At 44.9% G+C, this 24849-nt stretch carries 15 protein-coding genes and 1 pseudogene; 14 read left to right on the top strand and 2 right to left on the bottom strand.

Going from position 1 to position 24849, the window contains the following annotated elements:
- The first annotated feature begins 17 nt into the window (after positions 1-17).
- The 7 genes from AC58QC_RS15575 (at position 18) to AC58QC_RS15545 (ending at position 12362) form a co-directional block, all read left to right on the top strand.
- Positions 18-401, top strand: coding sequence for a RidA family protein (locus AC58QC_RS15575; RefSeq protein WP_497267211.1), 384 nt, complete (start codon positions 18-20; stop codon positions 399-401).
- A gap of 28 nt (positions 402-429) precedes the next feature.
- A complete protein-coding gene (locus tag AC58QC_RS15570; RefSeq protein WP_497416033.1) occupies positions 430-1218 on the top strand; it encodes an AAC(3) family N-acetyltransferase in 789 nt (262 codons plus the stop codon).
- A gap of 46 nt (positions 1219-1264) precedes the next feature.
- On the top strand, positions 1265-2041 hold the full coding sequence (locus AC58QC_RS15565) for an IclR family transcriptional regulator (RefSeq protein ID WP_497416032.1): 777 nt from the start codon (positions 1265-1267) through the stop codon (positions 2039-2041).
- The gene (locus tag AC58QC_RS15560) at positions 2038-3348 is read left to right on the top strand and encodes a neutral/alkaline non-lysosomal ceramidase N-terminal domain-containing protein (protein WP_497416031.1); all 1311 of its coding nucleotides are present in this window, start codon (positions 2038-2040) and stop codon (positions 3346-3348) included. The genes AC58QC_RS15565 and AC58QC_RS15560 overlap by 4 nt, the downstream gene beginning before the upstream one ends.
- The gene (locus AC58QC_RS15555; protein WP_497416030.1) at positions 3345-4220 is read left to right on the top strand and encodes an SMP-30/gluconolactonase/LRE family protein; all 876 of its coding nucleotides are present in this window, start codon (positions 3345-3347) and stop codon (positions 4218-4220) included. The genes AC58QC_RS15560 and AC58QC_RS15555 overlap by 4 nt, the downstream gene beginning before the upstream one ends.
- A gap of 40 nt (positions 4221-4260) precedes the next feature.
- Entirely contained in the window at positions 4261-5763 is a 1503-nt protein-coding gene (locus tag AC58QC_RS15550) for a sulfatase-like hydrolase/transferase (RefSeq protein WP_497416029.1), read from the top strand.
- A 254-nt stretch (positions 5764-6017) separates the two neighbouring features.
- Positions 6018-12362, top strand: a complete 6345-nt coding sequence (locus tag AC58QC_RS15545; protein WP_497416028.1) for an Ig-like domain-containing protein — start codon at positions 6018-6020, stop codon at positions 12360-12362.
- Positions 12363-12544: 182 nt separating this feature from the next.
- On the opposite strand, the gene AC58QC_RS15540 is transcribed toward AC58QC_RS15545, so the two are convergent.
- Positions 12545-13549, bottom strand: a complete 1005-nt coding sequence (locus AC58QC_RS15540) for a methyltransferase (RefSeq protein ID WP_497416027.1) — start codon at positions 13547-13549, stop codon at positions 12545-12547.
- 279 nt (positions 13550-13828) lie between these two features.
- Between AC58QC_RS15540 and AC58QC_RS15535 the strand changes: the two genes are divergently transcribed.
- Positions 13829-14770 (top strand): phosphoribosyltransferase, encoded by a 942-nt coding sequence (locus AC58QC_RS15535; protein WP_497416026.1) that lies wholly within the window; start codon positions 13829-13831, stop codon positions 14768-14770.
- An 86-nt stretch (positions 14771-14856) separates the two neighbouring features.
- Positions 14857-16320 (top strand): aminotransferase class V-fold PLP-dependent enzyme, encoded by a 1464-nt coding sequence (locus AC58QC_RS15530; RefSeq protein ID WP_497416025.1) that lies wholly within the window; start codon positions 14857-14859, stop codon positions 16318-16320.
- Between the two features lie 160 nt (positions 16321-16480).
- Here AC58QC_RS15530 and AC58QC_RS15525 read toward each other — a convergent pair whose 3' ends face one another.
- Positions 16481-16699 carry a hypothetical protein gene (locus tag AC58QC_RS15525; protein WP_497416024.1) on the bottom strand — a complete coding sequence of 73 codons (219 nt, stop codon included), beginning with the start codon at positions 16697-16699 and terminating at the stop codon, positions 16481-16483.
- 96 nt (positions 16700-16795) lie between these two features.
- On the opposite strand from AC58QC_RS15525, the gene AC58QC_RS15520 reads away from it, so the two are divergent.
- The 5 genes and pseudogenes from AC58QC_RS15520 (at position 16796) to bioA (ending at position 24848) form a co-directional block, all read left to right on the top strand.
- Positions 16796-17338 (top strand): GNAT family N-acetyltransferase, encoded by a 543-nt coding sequence (locus tag AC58QC_RS15520; protein ID WP_497416023.1) that lies wholly within the window; start codon positions 16796-16798, stop codon positions 17336-17338.
- A 443-nt stretch (positions 17339-17781) separates the two neighbouring features.
- The gene (locus AC58QC_RS15515) at positions 17782-21336 is read left to right on the top strand and encodes an InlB B-repeat-containing protein (RefSeq protein ID WP_497416022.1); all 3555 of its coding nucleotides are present in this window, start codon (positions 17782-17784) and stop codon (positions 21334-21336) included.
- Between the two features lie 76 nt (positions 21337-21412).
- Positions 21413-22861 carry a serine hydrolase domain-containing protein gene (locus AC58QC_RS15510; RefSeq protein WP_497416021.1) on the top strand — a complete coding sequence of 483 codons (1449 nt, stop codon included), beginning with the start codon at positions 21413-21415 and terminating at the stop codon, positions 22859-22861.
- Between the two features lie 73 nt (positions 22862-22934).
- Positions 22935-23168 (top strand): annotated as a pseudogene (locus AC58QC_RS15505) (pectate lyase); the annotation flags it as partial.
- A 357-nt stretch (positions 23169-23525) separates the two neighbouring features.
- Positions 23526-24848 carry an adenosylmethionine--8-amino-7-oxononanoate transaminase gene (bioA, locus tag AC58QC_RS15500; protein WP_497416162.1) on the top strand — a complete coding sequence of 441 codons (1323 nt, stop codon included), beginning with the start codon at positions 23526-23528 and terminating at the stop codon, positions 24846-24848.
- The last annotated feature ends 1 nt before the right edge of the window (position 24849 follow it).

Below are 24849 nucleotides of genomic sequence, written 5' to 3'. Positions count from 1 at the left end.
TTGTAGGAGGCGACAGGATGAAAAAACAAGCCATACTAACCGATGGGGCTCCGTTACCCGTTGGGGCTTATTCGCAAGGATTAAGGGTTGGAGACTTTGTGTACGTTTCCGGTCAAGTGGGGCGTCATCCCGTAACCGGAGAACTTGCAGAGGGCATAAAGGAGCAAACAGCGCGTACTTTGGAGAATGTCCTTGCTATTCTTCAGGCAGGCGGAGCGACTTTTGAAGATGTGGTGAAGTCTACCGTTCATTTGAAAGATATGAGTGATTTTGCTCCTTTTAATGAAGTATATGACAGCTATTTTCCAGATCCCAAACCTGTAAGGACAACTGTGGGCAGTTATTTGCCCAAAGCGCTGGTGGAAATTGACGTTGTTGCCTATGCACCGATTCAAAAATAGGTCCTAAAGCCGGAAAGGGGAAGATACGATGGTGGAACCACTCACGAAAGAATCACTAATCGAGTTTTTTAGAAGCTTGGGGATTCGTACTGGAACTCGTCTTGTCGTCCACAGTGCTTTACGCAATTTAGGGCCTATTGAAGGCGGTGCGGATACCGTTCTAGATGCGCTATTAGCATGTATTGGCAGCACAGGCTTGCTGGTCATGCCTACGTTCACCTATCAAAACGAAGGTTTTAATCCGGCCATTTCCCCAAGTAAAACAGGCATATTATCCGAAATGCTGCGCAAACGAACAGATGCCGTGCGGTCCCTACATCCTACACATTCCATTACTGCGGTAGGGGAAGGGGCTGTCGCTCTTTGCGAGGCACATTATTTGAAACCGGGCCTTGGTATAGACAGTCCGTTAGATCTATTGGCCAAAATGGGCGGCGGAATTCTTTTACTTGGTGTTGGTCACACGAGCAATTCAACGGTCCATGTAGGTGAGGCTTATGCCAAAATGCCCTATTTGGACATTCCTTTTCGTCCTAGTGATTCAAGGAGTATTCCGGTACTCGGTTCCGTTCAAATGGAGGTGGAATTACTTGATCCGCCTGGCTGCAGCCGAGCTTTTGGAGTCATTGAGGCAATACTACGGAAGCGCAGCGCCATTCAAGATGGTCTTATTGGCAAAGCGCTAGTCCAGTGGATACCGGGAGATGAAGTCATATCTGCCACGACAGAGCTTTTGCGCTTGGACGATGCAGCCCTGCTCTGCAGTGATCCAATTTGTTATCGCTGCAGCAAGAGTCGTGAGAGATTATGGCGATAGAACGTTGGTTTAATCAGCATCAAAGAGATAGAGAAGGTGAGTTCTAATGAATAAACGAGTATCAAAGTCCCAATTAATTCCAAACGTCGATCGAGCTTTCAAAATTCTTGAACTTTTAAGCGCATCCCCTGACGGGCTTCGGTTTGTTGATATTTATGAACGACTTTCCCTAGCTAAAAGCAGCGCTTTTGTTCTCCTAGATAACTTGGAGATGAAAGGGTACGTCGAGAAGATGGCTGAGGGTAAATATCGGGCGACGCTTAGGCTATTTCATTTAGGTAGTCAAGTTTTGAAAAATATGGATATTCGCGCGATTGCGCTCCCCTTTATGGCCGCTTTACGTGACGACACAGGATTCCCGGTCCACCTGGCTATGCTGGACGGATTGGATGTCGTTTATTTGGAAAAAGTCGAGGGCACGAGCTTCATCCGCTTCGACACCTATATAGGCAAGCGTTCTCCGTTGCACTTAACAGCAGTCGGCAAGGCTATCGCCGCCTTTCTGCCCGAGCCGCAAACGGATGAGATCCTTGCGGCTCGAGGTCTCGGAGGAGGAACGGGAAAAGCTGCCGCTACTTTGGCAGATTTCAAGGTGATGCTGGAAACCGTAAGAGAGAAAGGCTATGCGATTGAGGACGAGGAAGAGGTGCTCGGAGTACGCTGTATCGGAGCACCAATACGGAATCACGAAGGCAATGTGACGGCATCTATCAGCATCATCGCCCTTCTTCACGAGATGCCGAAAACTCGGTTTTCCGAGCTCAGCTCAAAGATTATTCATACGGCAGGACTAATTTCATCAGCGCTTGGAGGCTCAAGATGATAAAGTTAGGTTTTTCCGAGTGTAACGTTACACCCCCAGTAGGGATTTGGCTGGGTGGATTTTCCAACCGGACGGAACCTTCAATAGGGGTAAGAGACCACCTCCGTGCCCAGGTTATGTGGCTGGAAGGCACGGATCGTGAAGAAGAGCATATAGTCGTCGTAGTCGATCAAGTGGGCTTAACCCGTAGCTGGACGGATTCGCTTCAGGAGCGGCTCCAACATCTATGGGGCCTTCGTTCTGATCAAGTGTTGGTTCACTGGACTCACACCCACTGTGCACCGCTTTATCGGGAACCGACTCCAGGCTTTGAGCACGCGGTATTTTCAGCGGATTATTTCAATGGCCTTATAGATGCAATCATTGAAGTATGCCGGGCCGCCCGGAACGATTTGGAAGCAGTCTCGTTATTCTTCGGCACAGGCAGCAGCGATTTAGCGGTTTCCAGACGTCTCATTGTGGACGGTCAAAATGTATTTGCCGCAAATCCTTACGGCGTAGTAGATCATGAAGTTCCCGTGGTGAAAGCCTGCCGTTCCGACGGGAGTTGCAAACTTGTGCTGTTTAGCTATGCCTGTCACCCCACTATGACCAATGGGCTTCTCATTTCTGCAGAATTTCCGGGTGTGGCACGGAGTTTGATTGAGAAACGCATACCGGGGACCCGCGCGATGTTTCTACAAGGCTGTGGAGCTGATGCCGTGGTCGGCGTCCTCAGCAGCGAGAAGGAGCGCTATCTTCTCCAAGATCAATGGGAGGATATGGAGGCTGCCGGGCGGAGTTTAGCTTGGAAGGTACTGCTCACATTGGCTCACCAAATGGAGCCTGTAATAGACGATACACTGGCAGGCTTTACAGAAAGTTGTTATCCGACCTTCGAACATTTCCCTACACGGATTGAACTTGAAGAACGTGCAAAAGGTGATCATGTCGGAGATTCCCGCTGGGCGAACTATCTTTTGCAGCGCTTCCCGAGTGAACCTGTCTGGCCAGTAAACATCGAAGCACGCATTCATGGACTTCGACTCGGCGATATATTCATCCTAGGCCAACCGGGTGAGGTTGTTGCTGCATATGGCCTTCGTCTAAAGGAGCGTCACCCCAAACTCCGTTTGATCACTTTAGGTTATTGCCACTCTCAGATCGGATATATTCCGCGCCGATCTATGTACGATGAGGGGGGCTACGAAGTGGATGCTTGGAGGACTTGGGGCTATCCGTCCCGTTGGGATCGTAACATCGAGCAATTGTTTGAATATACAGCGGAAACCGTACTATCACAATTGAAAATGGGGGAGACGCCATGAAATACACGGCTGAACTTGCTGTTGACGCACATTGTTCCTTAGGGGAAGGGCCTGTCTGGGACCCCTCAGGGCAACAGGTACTTTGGATTGATTACGACGAAGGAACACTGCATGATTATATGCTTTCCAGCAGTGTTCATCGCGTACGCAAGCTGCCGATGAAGGTGGCTTCATTTGCATTAAGGGAGGGCGGAGGCATCCTCATTGCGGGTGACCGGGGACTTGCTTTTTACAATCCAGAAGATGAAACCATAGAGTTTGTATGCGATCCGGAAGGCCACCTTCCCCAGACTCGGTTCAACGACGGAAAATGTGATCCGAAAGGCCGTTTTTTTGCGGGTACCGCATCCAACGGAGCTGGGCGGGTAGGGGCACTGTATGTCTTCTTTCCAGATGGAAGTTACAAGCAATTGGATTCAGGGATTAGTTGCTCCAACGGCATTACCTGGTCCATTGACGAAAAAACGATGTACTATATCGATTCACTTGCCTACCGCGTGGACGCGTTTGATTTCGACATAGAAACGGGACTAGTGACCGGAAAACGTACGGTGATCCCTTATCAGGGAACGGATATTTTACCTGACGGGATGACCTCTGATGAAGAAGGTATGATCTGGGTGGCTGAATGGGGTGGCTGGAAAGTGAGCAGATGGAATCCTGCTACGGGAGAGCGATTGGCCGTCGTTGAATTGCCGGTGAAATATGTAACATCCTGCGTTTTCGGCGGTAAGGATATGGACGAATTGTACATCACGTCGGCCAGTTCCCCTTTGCCTGCGGATGCCCACGCAGAACAACCATCGGCAGGCGGTTTGTTCCGTGCGAAAATCGGCATCAAGGGCCGACCGACCTATCTCTTCAGAGGGTAGAATTCCTAACCCGTAATTAGTTAGCAAAGGAGCAACGGGAATGAACGAGAAACAGCAAAATATTTTGTTGATTTTGACCGACCAACAGCGCATCGATACGATGAAATGCTATGGGGGAACGGTGTGTCAAACGCCAAATCTCGACCTTTTGGCTGAAGAGAGCATTGTATTTGATAATGCGTATGCAAGCTGTCCCATCTGTACGCCTGCAAGAGCGTCCTTGCAAACTGGATATTATCCGTTCAACGTCGGGATGCAGGCGAACACCTATGGATCTCATTGTCTGATCCGCGAGCTGCCTGATGACCCGATGCTGCTCAGCCGCCAGCTTTTGAAGCAAGACTATAGTGCTGGATACACAGGGAAATGGCATCTCGGCCATGGAAAAGAGATTCTTGAAACGGAGGATTTCAGAAGATACAGTAAGAAGTCGATTAAGTTTCCTGAATTCCAATTCAATATCCGTAGCCTGCCCACTGACTTGGGGTACGAAGGCGATGATTTCCCTGGGCACGGGGATGGCGGTTACGAATATCCGGAATATCTTCATTACTTGGAGGAAAACAATCTTCGCTTTGAAACGGTAAACACGTTATCCGGCAATTTTGACGTACATACGGCATCGGAGGTCGTGTCTCCAATCGAATCGACGGTAGAGTATTATTTAACCGAAAGGGCTATTCATTACATCGACCGTTTCCGTCGGCGAAAGCGTCCGTTTTTCTTTGCTTTGAATTTTTGGGGGCCTCACGAACCGTATATGGCGCCGACGAAGCATCTTGATTTGTACCGGGATAAGCAGCTGGAACCATGGCCTAATTTTTATGACAACAACGAGAATAAGCCGTCGATTCATAAAGCCCGAATGGCCAATTCCAAGGATTGGTCGGCATTTGAGCCGTACGTCAAGCACTATTATGGTTTTATGAGCTCGATTGATGAGCAGATCGGGAGACTTCTCGATTATTTGAAGCGAAACGATTTGTTTGATAATACGACGATCATCTTCTCTGCTGACCATGGCGAATCGCTTGGCATACACGGTGGCTTGAGCGATAAAGCGTTCTTCATGTATGAAGAGACTTGCCGTATTCCGCTGCTCGTAAAGCCAGCTGGTTCGAAACAAGAGATGCGAAGAGAAAATCGGTTCATCGGCTCCTGCGATTTGTATTCCACGATTTTGGAGCTGTCTGGGGTACATCGGGAAACGGCAAACTCCCGGGACGGTCGTTCGTTCGTGCCGCTTTTGGAAGGAGAATCCGTCACGGATTGGCCGGATTGCGTCGTGACGGAATGTTCCGGCCTTGAAAATGTGTTGTTCACCCAGCGGATGATTCGACACGGCAATCTGAAGTACGTTTTCAACTGCGGGGACTTGGACGAACTATACGACCTTAGTCAGGACCCACATGAAATGTCCAATCTGGTCGCTAATCCGACATACGCATCCTCGCTCACGTTCATGAGAGGAAGGCTGGCGGAATGGATGAAAGAGCACCAAGATGGATTGCTAAAGCTTTTCAAACGAATGAGGGAAGTGTAAGGATGAACGACATAAAGAAGCCCTCGAATTCGAACATGCAGTACAATGAACGGATTTATTATACAGTTAATTGATACATGTACAATGAACTAGGGATGGCCGAGGGGGTCGTCCCTTTTCTCTTTTTTTCAAATCTATTCATAAAATGCCATGCTTCTGAAATTTCTCCCATACCTCAAATTAAGAGGGAGATTTACGATAAGGGTTGAAAGTGTCTGCTTAGAGGTCTACTAATTATACGAGGAGGGTTTATCGTGAGGACAGGTTTCACTCGTAAGGTACTTAGTATGGTCATGGCAATTGTCATCGTATTGACGATGGTCATCCCGGTCTCGGCACATCTTAGTATTTCCACCGAAGATGGCATAACAAAGCATATCCAGCAAGTAGTTGCGAACACTTCGAACGCCACTGTTACATTCGGCAGTACGGCGCTTTTGGTTGATGGAAGCGTGTACATGCTGGGTGGAAACGGTAATGGTCAGCTTGGAAATGGTACGATAGGCGGTGCAAGCACAGTCTTTAGTAAAGTCTTAACCGGTGCAGGCACACCGCTTACCAACATCACGCGCATTTACCAAAATAGCGGCACAATGTACGCGTGGAGTCAGTCCAATGGCAAACTCTATGGATGGGGACGCGCATACGGAGGTAAATTGGGTGTACTCGGTGGCACGGGTACAACTCCAACTGATGTTCCATATGCGACCGAATTAACGTTTTATGGCAATAAGACGCTATCGGAGCTTGGAATTAGCTTTGACGGCTCTAACGAACAGACTTTAGGCGGAATAGCTGGTACTGACGGGACCAAGCCCAGCACGATCTTGGCAATAGCCACAGACGGGAAGGTATATTCCTGGGGCTCCAGTGGCAGCAATAACCTTGCATCGAATGACTTTCGTCTCGGGCGCGATATCAGTGTTGCTGAAGCTGTTTATAGCATGAACGTGTCATATAGCAGTGTAATGCCGACTCAAGTAATATTCAACCCTGCAGATGCGAGCGAACGGGCGATAGCAGTTGCTGGTTCAGATGATGTGCCAAACGTCAATTATATACTTTCTCAGTCAGGCGTCCTATATGCTTTTGGTAACGGGCTTACCACCTCGGCTGCCGCGACATTCGTTACAGTCGAGCATCCTGACAAGGCTGCAGGCAGAAAATTTGTAAAAATGAGCGTATCCTCCAGTGGAATAGCTAACCTGTTGGACGATCAAGGATACATATATACGGTATTTAATACAGGAGGCTCCAATAATGTGTATTCGGCTGCCGCGAGAATCGCAACCCGTCCTTCGGCCGTTTATGGCAACGGGACGACAGGCGGTATAAACGGGAATGCGGCAACAGGAATAACATTTAGAAATGTTTACACGATGGGTCCAACTAACAACCATGTCATGTTCGCCATAGCAATCGACGGCACAGTTTATGAGTGGGGTTCGTCAACAAATGGAGGAGCTGCACATGGTGTACGTTTCGGCGATGGGACAGCGGCAAGTAAAGACGTATCAACAGCAGTTAAAAATGATTATTTAAAAGACGTTGAATATATGAGTATGTTCCGGACAACGGCGGCAGCGGTAAGGGGCAATGTCATTTATACGTGGGGTTTCAATGCAGGTGTCGATCAGCTTGGCAACGGCTCTGGTATTGGCCAGACCGCTTCACAAGGCACACCGAAACCAATTAACGAAGCGGCGCTCGTTAATATTCCCACGCTCGCCGCGCATGTGAATGACGAATTGCCGCTTGCAGTCTCCTATTCCCCTGCGAATAGTGCTGCCGGAGTTGCTCTTACTATTGCACCGAGTATTACATTTAATAAGATCGTTTCTCTTGCCAGCGACAGTTCGATTGCCGATACGGTAAAGGTATACAAAGGAACGAATAATACAGGAACTTTACTGGCTCCTAGTGCTTATACGGTAACGAATACCGGTAAAGTACTGACGATTACATTTGCAAACGCGCTTCAAGAATTATCAGACTATTATATTGAAATTCAAGGAGGCAAGCTCAAGGATTTCAAAGGGACAACCATTGCAACACAAGGTTCAACGTTCAAAACAGTTGGACAGTTATCGGCTGCACCTCTGCCGGCGCACAATGCAACAGGTGTTTCGATTCAAATAAAGCCTTCAATTGCTTTTTCAGCTTCATTAAACAGCGTTACCAATTTAAACACTTCAGTCGAACTGCATCAGGGTACGTTCACAGGCACGCTGGTCCAATCTACGGCTGCTTTTGAAAATCAGAACTCAGTGGTGAGGATTTCGCCCGTATCCGCACTTGCCTATAACACCGACTATTATATAGTCCTTAAGGCTAACTCTTTTAAAGATCCCAATAATGCCATGTATCCAACCGCGGACATGGTTTACAAATTTACAACAAAAGCCCCTGCCGCTTTCTCATCAGCTGTCATCAAGCAGGCCGTTTCCTTTAGCGGCTCGGACGCGGACGGAAACGCGACAGCGCTTTTAACGACCGACGGTAAAGTCTATGTCAACGGCAATAACGCTAACGGCATATATGCAAACGGTTCAATTTCAATGCCGAACGGCGGATTAACCGGTGTATTCAGACCAGCATATACAAGTGCGGGCGTCGAACTCAGCAGTATTGATATGATTTACACAGCTCAGGGCAGCCTGCTCTATGCTTGGGATGAGGAAAACAATAAACTATATGCTTGGGGCAAAAACGGCTTTGAGCGATCAGGTATTCTTAACTCCGCTGCATCCGTTCAGTGGGCTACCCGGTCTACCTTCCACAATATCCCTATCAATTTTGCAGGAGCCCGCCGTTCTCTTACCGCAAGTGTCGGCAGCACTTATGTAATCGACAAGGACGGTGCGGTATGGTCGTGGGGTCAGGCAGCGGCCGCCAACACTGGCAATGAGGCTAATGGGTGGACGAATGACTTTCGGCTTGGTCGTGACCTTCCCGGTATATCTGTAGCTTCAGGCGTATTAAGAACGGTCTGGGAAACACAATCTTCTAATGGGATCAAATATTCGGATGCCGGTAAGGCATGGTATTCGGCAAAGCCGGATAAAATTGTATTCACTTCCGACCCAAATGAAAAAGCAATCGAGGTAGTCGGTGCGGGCACGACCTCGGCCTTCATATTGACAAATTACGGAAACATTTATGCTTTTGGAGGTACAGGTACAAATCAGTTCTCATCCGATCCGGCTAATCGCTTTGCGAAGATAGCTCACCCTGTATCGGGGCGCAAATTTGTCCAGATCAGCGCGTCAGTCAATGGCACGGCAATCATGCTTGACGATCTAGGTCAGGTATATGCCCTATTTGCCGGGGCCTTCTCCAACAATAAAACAAACCTTGCTCCACAGAAGCCTGCTGCCATTTACAACGCTACAAACGGCATACCGAACGCGGAAAGCCTTATTTTCGACGACATCTTGGCATTCGGTAGCGCTACCAACGTTACCTATATGGTGAAGACTTCCGACGGTAGGGTCTATGTATGGGGCAGCAACCAAAGTGCCAAGCTTGGCCTCGGTATCGCGGACGTTAGCAACACTTCTGTCATCCCGTTTGCAACCGAGAACACCGCGCTAAAGGACGTAGAAGGTTTCTATGGAATTAATGATACGGCACTCGCTTGGAAAGGCGACGTCATTTATACATGGGGGTTTAATCCTTACAACACCTTAGCCAACGGAACCAACATAGCGGACTACAGCTTGTCGCCGTTGCTGATTACGAAGCCTTATCTTGCGAATATACCGGGCTTGCAGGCTATCGCTCCTGACGGCGATCCGCCAACTGCACCAGATTCGGCCCTTGAAGGGACCAACGCAAACTTTGTTTACAAGCCAGCCGTATCGCAAGACATCAATAACAATATTCTGGTTGATGACTTTATGGGCTGGGGCGGCCAGTACAACCATCAGCTTTTCTCCGACCTCAACAGGACGGTTTATGATGCCACGGACGCCAATCTTAAGAATCTCGAAGAGAAACTCGTCAATCTGAATCCGAAGTATACACGCATTTTCTATGACCCAGACCCACAAAGGGCGATTCCCTATGTCAATAACGCGGCGGGCGGAAATTCGGGATATACGGCGCTCTACGGAGACCTGAATTTCGAATCGCTCGAACAGACGCTGCAGCTTGCTAAGGATACCCACTCGTCCGTAAACCTCACCTATTGGCATCCGGCCACTGAGTTAAACGGCCAGGTTGTAGCTAGCAGTGATACCAGTTGGGATATCAGCACAGGAATGGGGCGCTGGGCTAAACATCTGAAGACACTTATTGTGGATAAAGGTTTTACCAACATTAAAGCCCTTACGATTTACAATGAACCGAACGACGGCATTCCTATGGATAAGTATGTGCAAGTCTACAGGGCGCTTGACACAGCCCTTAAGAACGAGGGGATAAGAGATCTCGTTAAGATTGTAGGAGGCGACCTGCTGACCGGAAACCAGACGGCTTGGTTCAAGCTTATGGGTGAGAATCTTAACGACGTGGTTGACGAATACTCGATCCACAGATATTGGTTCGACGGTTCGACGAGATACAACATGCTGCTCACTGTGCAGGCGATTATTAACACTCTGCCCGAAAACCAACGCAAGCCGGTCCAAATCACCGAGTTTGGTCCGAACAAAGGCTATATGAACGCAGCCTACAGCGGAAGCCAGGCCAATCTAATCAAATACGCCTACGAGACCTCAGGCTTTAACATTATGTCGGCTGCGCTAGGCTTTGACGGAACTAGCAAGTGGGACATCTACCATGCCAAGTATGACGGGGACATCCAGGACCACAGCATGATTAGGGATGCGAGGGATGGGTATGAGCTTCGTCCTGAGTATTGGGCGTTCTTGCTTCAATCCATGACGTCGGAATCGGGCTGGAACAACGTAAAAGTTCGCGCTGGCAATGGCGACGGCGGTTCCAACAACAAGATTGTCGCGGCGCTAGAGAGTCCTAACGGTTCCGAGCAAAGTTTCTTCCTTCTGAATCAGTCTACGACGTCAGCAACCAACATAAGTGTCGAAGGCCTTGACACTTCCAAGACCTACTACGTGTATATGTGGAACGAGAACGGCGACGGCAAGATAACCGAGAAGGGCGCGCTCACCCCGTCCGGTACAGCGTCAGCGCAATCTTCCAATGCCGCTGGAGGCATCTATAAGGTTACAGGTATTAAGGGGAATTCGTATGCTGTATTGACAACAAGACAGTTAGACTCTGCAAGATGGGCGGATGTATGGGATTATGATAATACTCCCGATGTGTTTATATCCCCGTCAAACAACACGAATGGAGTATCGGTAGATGCACAAGTCGAAATCGGCTTTAATGTCGAGTTCCTTAATCGAGATGGGATCGGCGACATCAATAAGATCGACCCAACAAGCACGCCGCAGGTTTTGGATGGACCTAATTTCGCAGGGATTGTGAAAATTTACAAAGGAACAAGTAATAGCGGTACAGCGCTTGTTGAGGGGACCGACTTTGTGGTCAAATTCAAAACCGGCGTAGGCTATACCTATAAAGATAAGAAGCTGGTTGTCAGCTTCCCGAATGAACTTGAACGGAATACGGACTACTATGTTGAAGTTCAGCCAAACGTGTTAAGACATGTCAGACCAGCTCCGACTTCCATCCCGTATTCGTTTGTAAATACGATACTAGTTGGTTCAACCTTCAAAACGGAAGCGGTTCTGGACACATCGCCGCCAGTGCTTTCCCTTCCGGGAAATATTACAGCTGAGGCTGCTGATCCTTCAGGTGCTGCAGTATCCTTTACAGCAACAGCCACCGACATCGTGGATGGTTCAATCGCTGTAGCCTGCACTCAGAGCTCTGGTTCTACCTTCCCATTGGGGATTACAACGGTAAACTGTTCAGCTCAAGACAATGCTGGTAACGCAGCAACAGGCAGTTTTACAATAACGGTAAACGGGACTCTCATCAGTAGTAAAGATAGCTATTTACGGCAAGGATCTCCTAATACCAACGAAGGCGGCAATCCAAATCTGAGAATTCAAGCTAGCGGTAATAACCGTGTGCTGGTTGGATTTGACGGCCTAGATCAACTTAGTACGGTCGGTTTGAAAAGTGCCACACTTGTTCTTACTATTATGGACAATTCAGATAACTGGGGTAGTAACGACATTCGCAGTGTAGATGCACATCGCCTCTTAATGCATTGGACTGAGGGGAATGGTTCAAATGATGAAGTTAGGCAATCGGTTCGTGGGACCGATCATGGAGTTACATGGAACAGCCCAAGTGATACGGACATAAGCAATCAAAACGATGATGGAAACAAATGGGATATGCTCAATCCAGGAAAAGTGAGCAAACAAGGCGGGAAATATGCCGATGCTACAGCAGCGGGTTTTAGCCATTATAACGGTCTAAGCGGGAAAGTCACTTGGGATGTTATCGAAGATATGAAGGCTGGAGCTGGATTTGGGTGGCTTATTAAAAAGACAGAGGAAGGTGCAAGTGGAAAAGTAATTTACTATTCCAGAGAATATGCTATTGATCATAATAATCTAGATTTAGCTCCGCGATTAATACTGGAATATGGTCCTTGAAATAGCTGAGGGAAATCTGAAGGCTTGAAGTAAGGTTGATTTTAAAAGTAATAACGGAATATTAATAAAAAAAATGGGTTGCCTCTATAAGGCAACCCATTTCACTTTGATCTCCCAGTTAATAAGATCCCTTTTTAAGTGCGTTAAAGTAACAGTGCCATTGGTTTGCGGGCGGAGAAGTCCTATACGGGTATCCCTTCAATAATAAAATTATTCATTGGCGTAGGGACTATTTTTGTTAATTTAAACCCTGCTTTTTCGAATAGTTCACGAAACTCAGATTCCGTTCGCTCTTTGCCAGTTAAGAGCACAGCCATTTCCAAATCAACAAAATTGAGAAAGGGATCAGATTCGCTATCTGTTTTAATGACATTTTCAATTAATATAATTTTTCCATGATCAAGTATTCCTTGTCTGCAATGTTGAAGGATCTTGATGGACTCCTCATCACTCCAGTCGTGAATAATACTTCTTAAAATATAAGCATCCGCGCCTACCGGAACAGAATCGAAGAAACTTCCAGCAATGCATTCGCAACGATTTTCAAGCCCTACGCTCTGAATGAATGTTTTTGTTCCTTCAATGACGGTTGGAAGATCATAAATTGCTCCTGTAACATGAGGATATTTGCACAATATCGCTTCCATCAATCGGCCATGTCCGCCACCGATATCAATAATCTTGTTGAATGGGGAAAAGTCGTAAATTTCCAACGTAGGACCAATTACTTTTGAAAATCCTGACATCGCATTATTAAAAATTTCTCCAGCTTCTTGGTTCTCCGATAAGTAATCGAAGAAGGGGATGCCATACGTTTTCCGGAAGGCGGGTTCTCCGGTTTGAACTGCATGCAGAAGATTACTCCATGAATTCCTATCCCATTCTTCTCCTACCATAATGGCGATGCCTCTGGCAGAACCTTTAATGTCTGTCTGTAGGAATACACCAAGCGGACCATTTTCAAAGCACTTATTGTCCAACTCTTTGAATATCCCTGTACTAGAAAGCGCTCGCAGTAGACGATATAGCGTAGGTGCATGCGTTTTTGTTACTATAGCGAGTTGTTCAAGACTTTTAGGAGACTCTTTTAACAAATCCGGAATGCCCAACTTCGCGGCAACGGATATGGATTGTTGAATCCATCCCCCAAAAATCAATTGGTATAAATGCTGCGATTCACCTGCCATTCGATCTCTCCTTCATTTAATAAATTTAAGATCAAATTATTCGCATCTCCTAAAATGTAGAACGTTATTCTAAAGGCGATTATGGATAGGAGGGCGCCTTTTTTCTTAATAAACTTGTTATCCTTATCGACATGATTCCCCTTTACGCTAGGCCTTATCGCACTGTAATATATATAATACAACGGGAGTGCTTGAACTTGAATGCTCCTTTAGACACTGGATCAATTAAATTGTAGAAAGCGATTTCTTTGTTGCTACACTTAAAACCACGGAGGTCTAATGAGGAATATTTACCTTGACTACAACGCTATTTCTTTAAGATTAAATCAGTTAGCACAAGAAGTTAGAGACAAAAAATACGAAGCACTAGTCATTATACTCCGTGGTGGTGTTTTCGCTGGTATACAAATGGCATTTTTGACTGGGTTACCCTTTTATTTCTTGAATTATGACCGTAGGATTAATAAACCTACTTGGTTTCAAAAACCGCCGAATTCAGAACATATTTTGCTTATTGAAGACTTTGCTGGATCAGGAAAAACACTTATTGATTGTAAACAATTCCTAATCGATTCAGGTTATAGAACGGATACTTTTGTTGTATGCAGAGATCATTTATCTGCCAGTCAAACAGATTTTTATTGTTTCGATTGTCAAGACAAAGGAGCTAGATTTATTCTACCTTGGGAACGTCATCGTTTGTATTCTTCAACATTGACTGGAAGTCAAGGACTGGATGACCACGAATATATAAAAACAGCTTGGGATATGGATGGCATTTTTCTAGATGACGTACCATCGGAACGGTACAAAGAAAGCTTAGAGTGTGCATTGCTACTTAGAGACACATATTCTTTATCGCCATTAGCACCCATATTAGAAGAACAAGATGTCATTGTAACTGGTAGACCCATGATCGATAAAGAGAGGACTATGCTATGGTTGGCAAGGCATGGCATTAAGTCTCCTCTTTATCTTAGAGATGATCAAATAGATAAGCCCACTAAAGAAACCACTGCAGAATGGAAAGGGAAAAGGGCACTTGATCTTGGTTGTACCCGTTATGTGGAGAGTGAGGCACAACAAGCCGTTCATATTGCGAAATTGTATCCTGAGCTTCAAGTGGTATGGTGGAATACTGGCGAGCCAGTATTAATTCAAGCGACAAGTCGATGTATATATACCAAAAGGGGGGAAATACGTGAAAGTGCTTTTCAATGATGCTGACTTCGAAAATTCTATCATGTTTAAGCACAGAGAACAGCTGATCGATTATCGCGATAATAGTTTAGGAGGTTCGATTCTTAATGAATCTTGATTTAGGAACTCATTTTCTTACCTTTCGCAATCAGATTATAGGTAACGAAAAATCATTTATCTCACCTTTTGGTAACCAAAACATCCTCTATGCGGATTGGTCCGCTAGCGGGCGGCTATTCCTTTCCATCGAAGAAAAAATCAGCCATATATTTGGCTCATTTGTAGCGAACCCCCATACCGAATCCAGCATCACGGGCTCCACGATGACACAAGCTTATAAACTAGCCAAGTCCATCATCAAACAACATGTCAACGCGCAAAAAGATGATGTTTTACTAACGTGTGGTTCTGGCATGACAGGGGCTTTAAATAAATTTCAGCATATTTTAGGGTTGAAAATGCACGAACGTTTTAAACCCCTTATTTCACTGGGAGAAAACGACCGACCGATTGTTTTCGTGACACACATGGAACACCACTCTAACCATACCACATGGACCGAAACGATTTGCGATGTGGTTGTAATCCCCCCTAATATAGACGGGCAAACCGATCTGAATAAGCTCCGGGACTTATTAGTTCAATATCAAAATCGAACTTTAAAAATTGGTTCCTTTACTGCCTGTTCGAATGTAACTGGTGTAATTACACCCTTTTATGACATGGCACGGATCATGCATGAACATGGCGGTTATTGTTTTGTTGATTTTTCTACTTCGGCTCCGTACGTTTCAATTGATATGCATCCGAGCAATCCGTTGGAAAAATTGGATGCCATTTTCTTCTCTCCCCATAAATTTTTAGGTGGACCGGGTTCATGCGGCATCGTTATATTCGATACACAGCTCTATCACAATCAAATACCCGACCAACCAGGCGGCGGAACGGTACTATGGACCAATCCCTGGGGAGAAAAAAGCTATGTCCGCGATATTGAAGAACGAGAAGATGGTGGGACACCAGGATTTTTACAAACGATCAGAACCGCACTCGCTATGACAATAAAGGAAAACATGGGAGTAGATAACATGTTGACTCATGAAAAAGATTTAATGAAAGTGTTGTACAAACATCTTGACACCATTCCAAATCTTCATATTTTAGATCGTCATCTTGAAAATCGCATCGGAATTCTCTCTTTTTATATAACGGATATTCATCATAATCTGATCGTTAAATTGTTAAATGATAAATACGGCATTCAAGTGCGAGGTGGCTGCTCTTGCGCAGGCACGTATGGTCATTTTCTACTCGATATTGACCGAATAAAATCCAAACAAATCACTGACCAAATTAATCAGGGGCTGCTTCGAGCAAAGCCGGGTTGGGTGCGAATCTCCATTCACCCGACAATGACTGAAGAAGAAATGAAAATCATAGGTCTTGCCATTTCTGATATCGTAGGTCACATTGACGAATATAGAACGATGTATCGCTATATTGAGGAGAAGAACGATTATGTCCATGTAAATAACATAGACAGACACATAGATGCGTGGTTTACCTTTTAAAACCACTAAAGCGAAATGATTTTAGTGGGCCATAAATGATTCGGTCAATGCGAAACGAGCCTTAGAAGCGATTCTAGAGGCTCGTTTTCCTTTAATTTTTTTCTTGTGTTAGAAATGTAGACTCTTGCAGCGGTCTCCTTAAAGAGGGGCTTTTTAAATATTATTTTGCGGGTTCGTAGAGATCGAAAACGCGAACGAGTAACGGTTCAAGCGCGATACCTGCAAGTTCCTTCGTTCTGGCTCCTATAGCAGGCGTGGCATGTTCCATTTGCGCATGCGTTTGCCACACAGTGTAAGCCCCGTATTCACGATTTTCGTCGTCGATTAGCAGATCAATACGCACCAATCCGTCGGCTTTACGAATCGCTATGCTGGTCACGTTCCAACATTCCATTTCTTTAACTTGATTAGAAGGTAATTAGTTAATTACTAGCGAATACTTTTGCACAGTATTTTATGGGGGAGAGTATTGCAAATGAACAATCTTATAGGGGATCGAATATATTTACGCGAATTTATGTCTTCTGACTGGCTAGATGTTCATGCGTATGCTTCGCAGGAAATTGTTTGCCGTTTCCAACCTTGGGGGCCTAACACTGAAGATCAATCAGAAGCATTTGTAAATCAAATCTTAGTTGACACTAATGAGACAACTAGAACACGTTTTGTGTTTGCAATAGTTGAGAAAAGTACAGAAAAAATGATAGGTGCAGGAGAATTTAATATCAGATGTTTTACACATAAAAATGGCGAGCTAGGCTATATAGTTCATCCTGATTATTGGGGTAAAGGAATCGCTACAGAAGCTGCTAAATTATTAGTGAATTTTGGCTTTAAGAAGTTTCAACTCCATCGAATTTATGCAACTTGTGACCCAAGAAATATAGGATCCACTAAAGTACTTGCCAAGATAGGAATGACACAAGAAGGAAGATTGAGGGATGCACTGTTAATAAAAGACGGTTGGCGTGACTCACTGGTGTTCGGTATCCTAGAAGATGACTGGAAAATCATATAATTTTTTAGTCCCCGTCAATCGGGGATTTTTTATTTCAAAGCACCTATGTTTGTGTCGCGAGTATCAGTAGAACGATCTCCTCTAAACGCATCGCAATACAACAACATTAAAACACAACGCAGGGCAAAGACAAGAGGTTAGTATGACGCTAAAATGGAATCGAACACACATGATGACAACATGGCATTTTGAGAAGCAGCAAAGTATACAAACAAGATGTGGCTCTAATACCCAGCGCAGCCTAGAGAATATTCCAACCACTATATCGGGACGCATCCCTCGAATTCTTTGGGTTCCACATCCAAGTACATGTACATGGGAGGGGTTATAAAGTTGCAAATTTTGTAACAGTGGGATGACTGAAAATTTTATGAATTCAATTAAGAAAGCGCATTCTTTTTATGATTTTAATTAGCAAATCCCAAAAGGAGGATTTTATTAAAATGGCTAACAAAAAGAAACCAAGTATGAGCTTTTTACTTATTGTTGCATTATTACTTTCACTTGTTTTTCCTAGTTCAATATTTGCGGCATATACGCATCAGCCTGTTGATATTCAAGAACCGACATCGCCTATCCAGATAACTGCAAACGGCAAAAACATGAAATCGGATGTACCGCCTAAGTTTATTGACGGTAAAATATGGGTGTCTGCTGAGGCCATAGCTCATTATCTATATTCGGTATTTTATGAGTCTATCGACGGCAAAGAATTTGTTCTGAAGAATGATTTTTATGAGATGACAGCTGAATACGGAAGCAACAAAGTAACATTAAAAGACGGCTCAACGGTTATTACCGAAATGCCCTTTAAAGACGGCGTTAGAAGTTTTATCCCCTTGGATACTGTCATGTATGCGTTTGAAGCAACATACACGTGGGATGCCTCGAGCAATACGGCAAAAGTTCAATTTGATGAAAACCTGTATATTGCCGCTGATGCCGCTTTGCCGGTAGCGGTACCGGGTGTTGATATAACAGCTGTGGCAGTTTCGAGAGACGGATATTATAGCATTCCGAGCAACGATCCAAACGCAGAAGTAACAGTATGGCGGAAGTCAGCGGGTCCGGAAAACTATGTAAATGGTAATGTGCCAGAACCGAGAAATACCGGATACGCTTGGGTTATACAGCCTAAGCCTGGTTATAACGCGGCAACAGGTGCCTTTGAAGGTGGTATTAATTATTTGGCCGGCGGACAAGGCACTGACGAAATCATTAGAGTGAGAATTCACTACTCAGACGGCAGGCCGGATAAGGAATTTAAAACCACAATTACCTCGAAAGCCCAAGTTGGTTCTGGAACACCCATACCCATTACAGGAAATGATTTGCTGTTAAGAACTACGTTCAATAATATAAGCATGTATCTCAATTATGATAGATACACTTCCGGAGATACGATTCCATATAAGATTGCGACAACACCTGCCGCCACCACAATACAGGTTGTCTCTGACCCTGCAAATGAGGTGCATTTCAGAAAAGTAGGAGCTGCGACATGGGAAGATGGCCTTGCACTGGCATGGGATTCGCCTAACAAGCAGTTCAGAGGCTCTATCGTCGGTCTTGAATCAGACACCGAATATGAAGTGCAAGTTAAAGTTCTTAAGGACAATTCAACCTACACTAAAACAATAAGAACATGGAAAGAAGACGTCCCCATTGCTAGAGATATACCTATCGCATCCATATATGAGCCAGGAAAACCGCTTTCGGTTCAAGGGTTAAGAGGGACAGAAAACGGGTATATCCGTATCATTGGAGACGGAAAAACCGTTATCGATGTAACCGATGAATTTTGGTCAGCGGTAGTGATCGCGCAGTCCGAATACGTGATTTTGGAAAATTTGATTATCCGTGGAGGCAAGAGAAGCGGGCTAGCTATTCTCAGTTCAAGTCACCACATCCGAATTATCAATAATGATATTTCCAATTTCGGAAGACCAACAACACAATACTTAGGTCTGCAAAAGATCGTCGCCAATGCTGATCCAAACCTGGCTGTTGACTTGCGTACAGGGCAACTTTATACTGCCAACGCCACGCCTGTTAACAATGACTCCGGTATTTTTATAAGCGACGTAAGCAATCTTGTCATTGAAAAAAACTATATTCATGACCCAAAAACAAGTAGCAATGCCTGGAACGGGGGCGGAGGCAGAGATTTTTGGCCTAACTGGAATGAAAAGCATCCGCAAGGTGTAAGCGGCATGTATGCAAGAGGTGGACAAGGCAACGTTATTCGATACAATGACATTGTCGGAAGCGACGATCACCGGTTTAACGCTGGCATTGAAACTTTTGTAAATGGCGATAAAAACGGCGGTATTGGGACAGACTCCGACGTATACGGCAATTATTTGGCGTATGCGCAAGCTGACAGCATGGAATTAGAAGGCGCGGATATGAACTTAAGGTTTTACAACAACAAAATAGAAGGGGTTTCTGGCGGCATCGGCATGGATTCGAATTATGTTGGTCCCGTGTATATCTATAGAAATCTTATAGAAAACTTGGGTGACGAATGGGGATTGATTGCAGGAGTAACCAAGTACGGAACAACTCTTAATGAAGCGGTTTCTAAGGGTATGGGTGTTAACTATCTGTTTAACAATACTATCCTTAGTTCAATGGGTCATATCACCCGAAAAGACGCTCAAATATACAGAGTGTATCAAAGGAATAATATCATGGAATCCATAGATAGTCCGCTTCTTAGTGGCCAATACGAAATTACGATTAAACATATGTTTAATTATCCGGGAGTCAGTTACGATTATGACTTGTTTAACGGAACCGGGGTAACCCCTAATGTCTACAGTACTACGGGTGGACCTCCGCCTATTGTTGAGCCTCATGGGATAACCGGGGCCAAAACCGGAAACCCTGTCACAGCAATTGCTGCTGATAACAGCAAAAAGGCAACTTTCACTAACAGAGATGAAGGTGATTTTAGCCAAACAAGCAGCAGTCTTGGCTTTGATATGGGCACAACGATTCCTAATTTTGTAACCGCGGCCGACTACACAGGCGCTGCACCTGATATTGGAGCGATAGAAAGCAGCAAAGATGTGATTATGCCTACCCGACCAACCGCTTTAAGGTCAGGTGGCGGCAAGTATCAGGTTAACATTACAGGGAATGAGACTGGGCAAGTCATTATTAAAACAGCAGGTATTCCGAGTGGAACAAAGTATGATTTGACGAAGAACAGAGATTATGATTGGTTTACCGTTACAAATGCAGAAGGGAAGACCCAAGGCTCAATAACTCAAGGTGTCGATTTGGTACTCACTTTAAAAGGCGACCCTAAAAAAATCGGTAAAAATTTCTTGGGTGGACAATTCGGAACAACAATAACAAAAGGTCTTGCTGACTTTGCTAATTCAAAAGCTAGTGTATTAACCGGTCAACCGGCAAAAGGAAAAGGAGCCTTCCTTGTTAAATTGGACGATGGTCTTTCTCTGCCGGTTTCGGTTTATGTAACGGAAGGTAACTATGATGCGAGCTATAGTCTAACCTATAACTACAATGACGGTGTTACATCTGATGAAACTGTGACGGTTCATGCAAACGGAATGTCGCTCGGCGAAACGGTCACCCCTCCTCCGACGCCTACAAGAGAAAATTATATCTTTGTAGGTTGGTACGACGAAACGCTTGCGCACAAGTTTGATTTCAGCAAAGCAGTCGAAGCTGATACCGTTCTTTACGCAAAATGGAAGCCTGGTATAGTTATTACAAGTGTGTCCCCTGGCAATGGGCAAAGCGATGTAAATTTTGACATTGTTTCAGCGAACGGCAAGGGTTATAAGGCGTTTACTGCAAACAGCAAAGATGGAATATTCACAGAATACAGCAATGTAAATTACAACGCCAAAGGCGCGCACATCAAGGGACTTACAAACGGAATGACCTATTATGTGTATATCGAATATACAGATGATACGGGTACAATAAGAAGCGGCACTGTTGAGATAAAAGCGAGCAAGTAGATAAAGATATATCCCCCTGCCTAGCAGGGGGTATATTTTATTATTAATGGAATCGGATAAGAAAGGTGTGTCATACATGGCAGAAAAGAATTTATTGCCGACTGGTATCCCGGAAGAGGAGGGTATTCCATCATCTTCCATACTTCATTTTATTAAACGCTTAGAAGCTAGCCATTTGTGTATGCACAGCTTTATTATAATGCATTCGGGAAAAATAGTAGCGGAAGGCTATTGGAAACCTTTTACCGCTGACAAAAAACATCGTATGTATTCCACCAGTAAGAGCTTTGTTTCAGTTGCAATCGGTTTAATGGAAGGAGAAGGACTCCTGTCTCTGGATGATCGTGTTATTACATTTTTCCCTGAAAAGCTTCCCCTTGAGGGCGTACATCCTTACATAGAAAAGATGACGATTCGCGATCTGCTGATGATGGCATCAGCCCATGACAAGACAACTTTCAAGCAAGTTGATGATGATGACTGGGTGAGGACATTTTTTACGGTTCCGCCAACACATCTGCCAGGCACCGTTTTTTCGTACGATACATCTGCGACTGTTACACTTACTGCAATTGTAGAGAAAGTAAGCGGGATGTCTTTGCTAGCCTATATGCATCCTCGTGTGCTGACGCCAATCGGTTTTTCGGAAGATGCTTACTGTTTGAAAACACCTTTAGGCGTCTCTAACGGGGGCTCAGCCATTTTTTGTACCTCGCGTGATCTCGCGAAATTTGCCTTAACTTGCATGCAGGAAGGCAAATTTGACGGCCAACAGTTAATTCCTGCGGACTATATGAAAGCTGCAACATCTTACCAAATCGATAGCACAAATTCGATTTTCAATTTTATTGATAATCAGCAAGGTTATGGTTATCAATTTTGGAAAACTCGCAATAATGGGTTTTCTTTCCTGGGAATGGGAGGACAGTTGGCTGTCTGTTTGCCGGACAAGGATCTGCTCATTGTTACTACGGCAGACACTCAACCGAATCCAGATGGCATACAAACTATATTTAATGTGATATGGGATGACATCTATCCGCATCTTTCAGACACACCATTGATGTCAGACGAAAAATCATATAGGGAATTGTGCGAGAAAACAAGCAATCTTTCTATTTTACTTCCGGAAGGAAAGTTAACTTCTCCAGTTACAAAAAGCATTAACGGAAATACTTATCAATTAACGGATAATCCTATGAACATAACGAAATTAAGAATATTTTTCCATGAAGAAGAGGGGATATTGGAATTTGAAAATCATAAGGGCAAGCATCAGATCGCTTTCGGTTTTGGAAAAACAATTGCTCAAAAGTTTCCTGTATACGATTATGACTGTATAACAGCTGCTGTATGGAAAGATGAAAATACACTATATATTAATCCAATGATAATAGATGATTACTTTGCACATTTAAGAATTACCCTTTGTTTCAAAGACAACACCGTTACAATAGTAATGAAAAAGTTTGCAGAGCGCTTTTTAGATGAATATTCCGGCTTTGCCAGTGGAGTAAAAATTTAGTTGGATCCGCAATCTTAATAAAGAGAGGCTGCATATCCCCAAAAATATGAGAAAAGGATTATTCTGGAAATAAATGATTATTGCTCAGAAAAACCCGCACAAGCAGACTACTGTAAATTCGACAATTGTCGTACCAGCAGGGACAACATACGATGGACAAGGCGCAACTTTCGTGGCTAATGCAAGTACATTGGGGGATGGCGGACAAGGTGAAGGCCAAAAGCCAATGTTCAGATTAGAGGCTGGCGCAACATTGAAAAACGTTATTCTCGGCGCTCCTGCCGCTGACTGCGTACACAGCTACGGTTGATTTACTCCAACAGGTCGTTTTGAACTTGCGCTGCATGTATGGCTAACAGGCAGAAATCTTCAATGATTTGTGTTAAAATATGGATGATAATCAGCTCTGTTACCGAATCATTCCTAATAAGTGTTCAACTATAATTTAAATATTCCCAGATTGACCCTTTTGTGATCCAAGCAGAAGGGTTTTTGATGTTGGTGTTAATCTTCAATCTTACACTTTGACTCTTTACAGAGGAGTCTAGGTCTGCTAGAATTACCAAATCCGATTGTCAACTTGCGAACAATGATTTTGGTTAACAATCAAAAAATTAGCGGATGGTGATCATTTGTGATAACGGATTACGAAAGGCTTGCGGCCATGAATAAGGATCACTTATGGCATCCTTTTACTCAGATGAAAGACTACAATAACTCTAATCCACTCATTATTGAACGCGGCGAAGGCATCATGCTGTATGACGTTCAAGGACGCGCTTATTACGATGGTTTCTCATCAGTTTGGCTCAACGTACATGGACACAACGTGCCGGAGCTTAATCAGGCGATTACAGAACAGCTAGGGCGTGTCGCCCATTCCACCCTTCTCGGAATGGCCAATGTACCAGCAATCGAGCTTGCAGAAAAGTTAGTGGAGATCACTCCGGAAGGATTAAACAAAGTGTTTTACTCAGATTCAGGAGCAACTGGAGTTGAGATCGCGATCAAAATGGCTTTTCAATACTGGCATAACAAGGGGATAAGGGGTAAAACGAAGTTTATTACGATGAATCAAGCGTACCACGGAGATACAATTGGCGCGGTAAGTGTTGGTGCAATTCCTCTGTATCATGACGTGTTCCGTCCCATGTTATTTCCTTCGCACGTTATTCCTTATCCCTACGCTTATCGACATGAGGGTGGTGAGACAAAGGCATTGGAAGCTACGCTAACTGCACTAAGTAATTTGCTTGAGACGAGGGGAGATGAAATTGCGGCTCTCATCGTGGAGCCGATTGTGCAAGGGGCTGGTGGCATCATTCTCATGCCGCCAGGTTGTTTAAGTCAGATGGCTGCACTGTGCCGCATGCATGGCGTGCTGCTCATCGCTGACGAGGTGGCGACAGGTTTCGGTCGGACGGGCGCTATGTTCGCTTGTGAACTCGAAGATGTTTCACCAGATTTGATGGTGATTGGGAAAGGCTTGACCGGTGGTTATTTGCCGGTGGCAGCGACGCTTGCGACTGACGAGGTGTATGAAGCGTTTTACGCCGATTACAATGAGCAGAAAACATTTTTCCACGGTCATTCTTACACAGGAAACCCGCTTGGTTGTGCGGTTGCTTTGGCCAGCTTGAAGCTGTTTGAAGAGCGAAACATGGTCGAAGGAGTAAAGGCAAAGGCATCATTTGTCGAGCATAAGCTCGCAGCGCTTAAAGACCGCCCGCACGTCGGTGAAATTCGACAAAAGGGACTGATGATTGGAATAGAACTTGTACGGGATAAGGTTACACGAGAGCCATACGATTGGGAAGATCGAATCGGCGTTCGTACGAGTCAGCGGGCTAGAGAACTTGGAATGCTAACTAGACCACTCGGGAATGTGATTGTTTTCATCCCTCCGCTTGCCAGTGGTGAAGCTGAGCTGGATGCCATGATACATATTTTGTCTGAATCAATATTTCAAGTCACCGAAGGTGGTTAAG

Source organism: Paenibacillus sp. J22P51, assembly GCF_059692215.1.
Note: the sequence above shows the minus strand (reverse complement) of the source record. Positions and strands in the feature narration are given on the sequence as shown.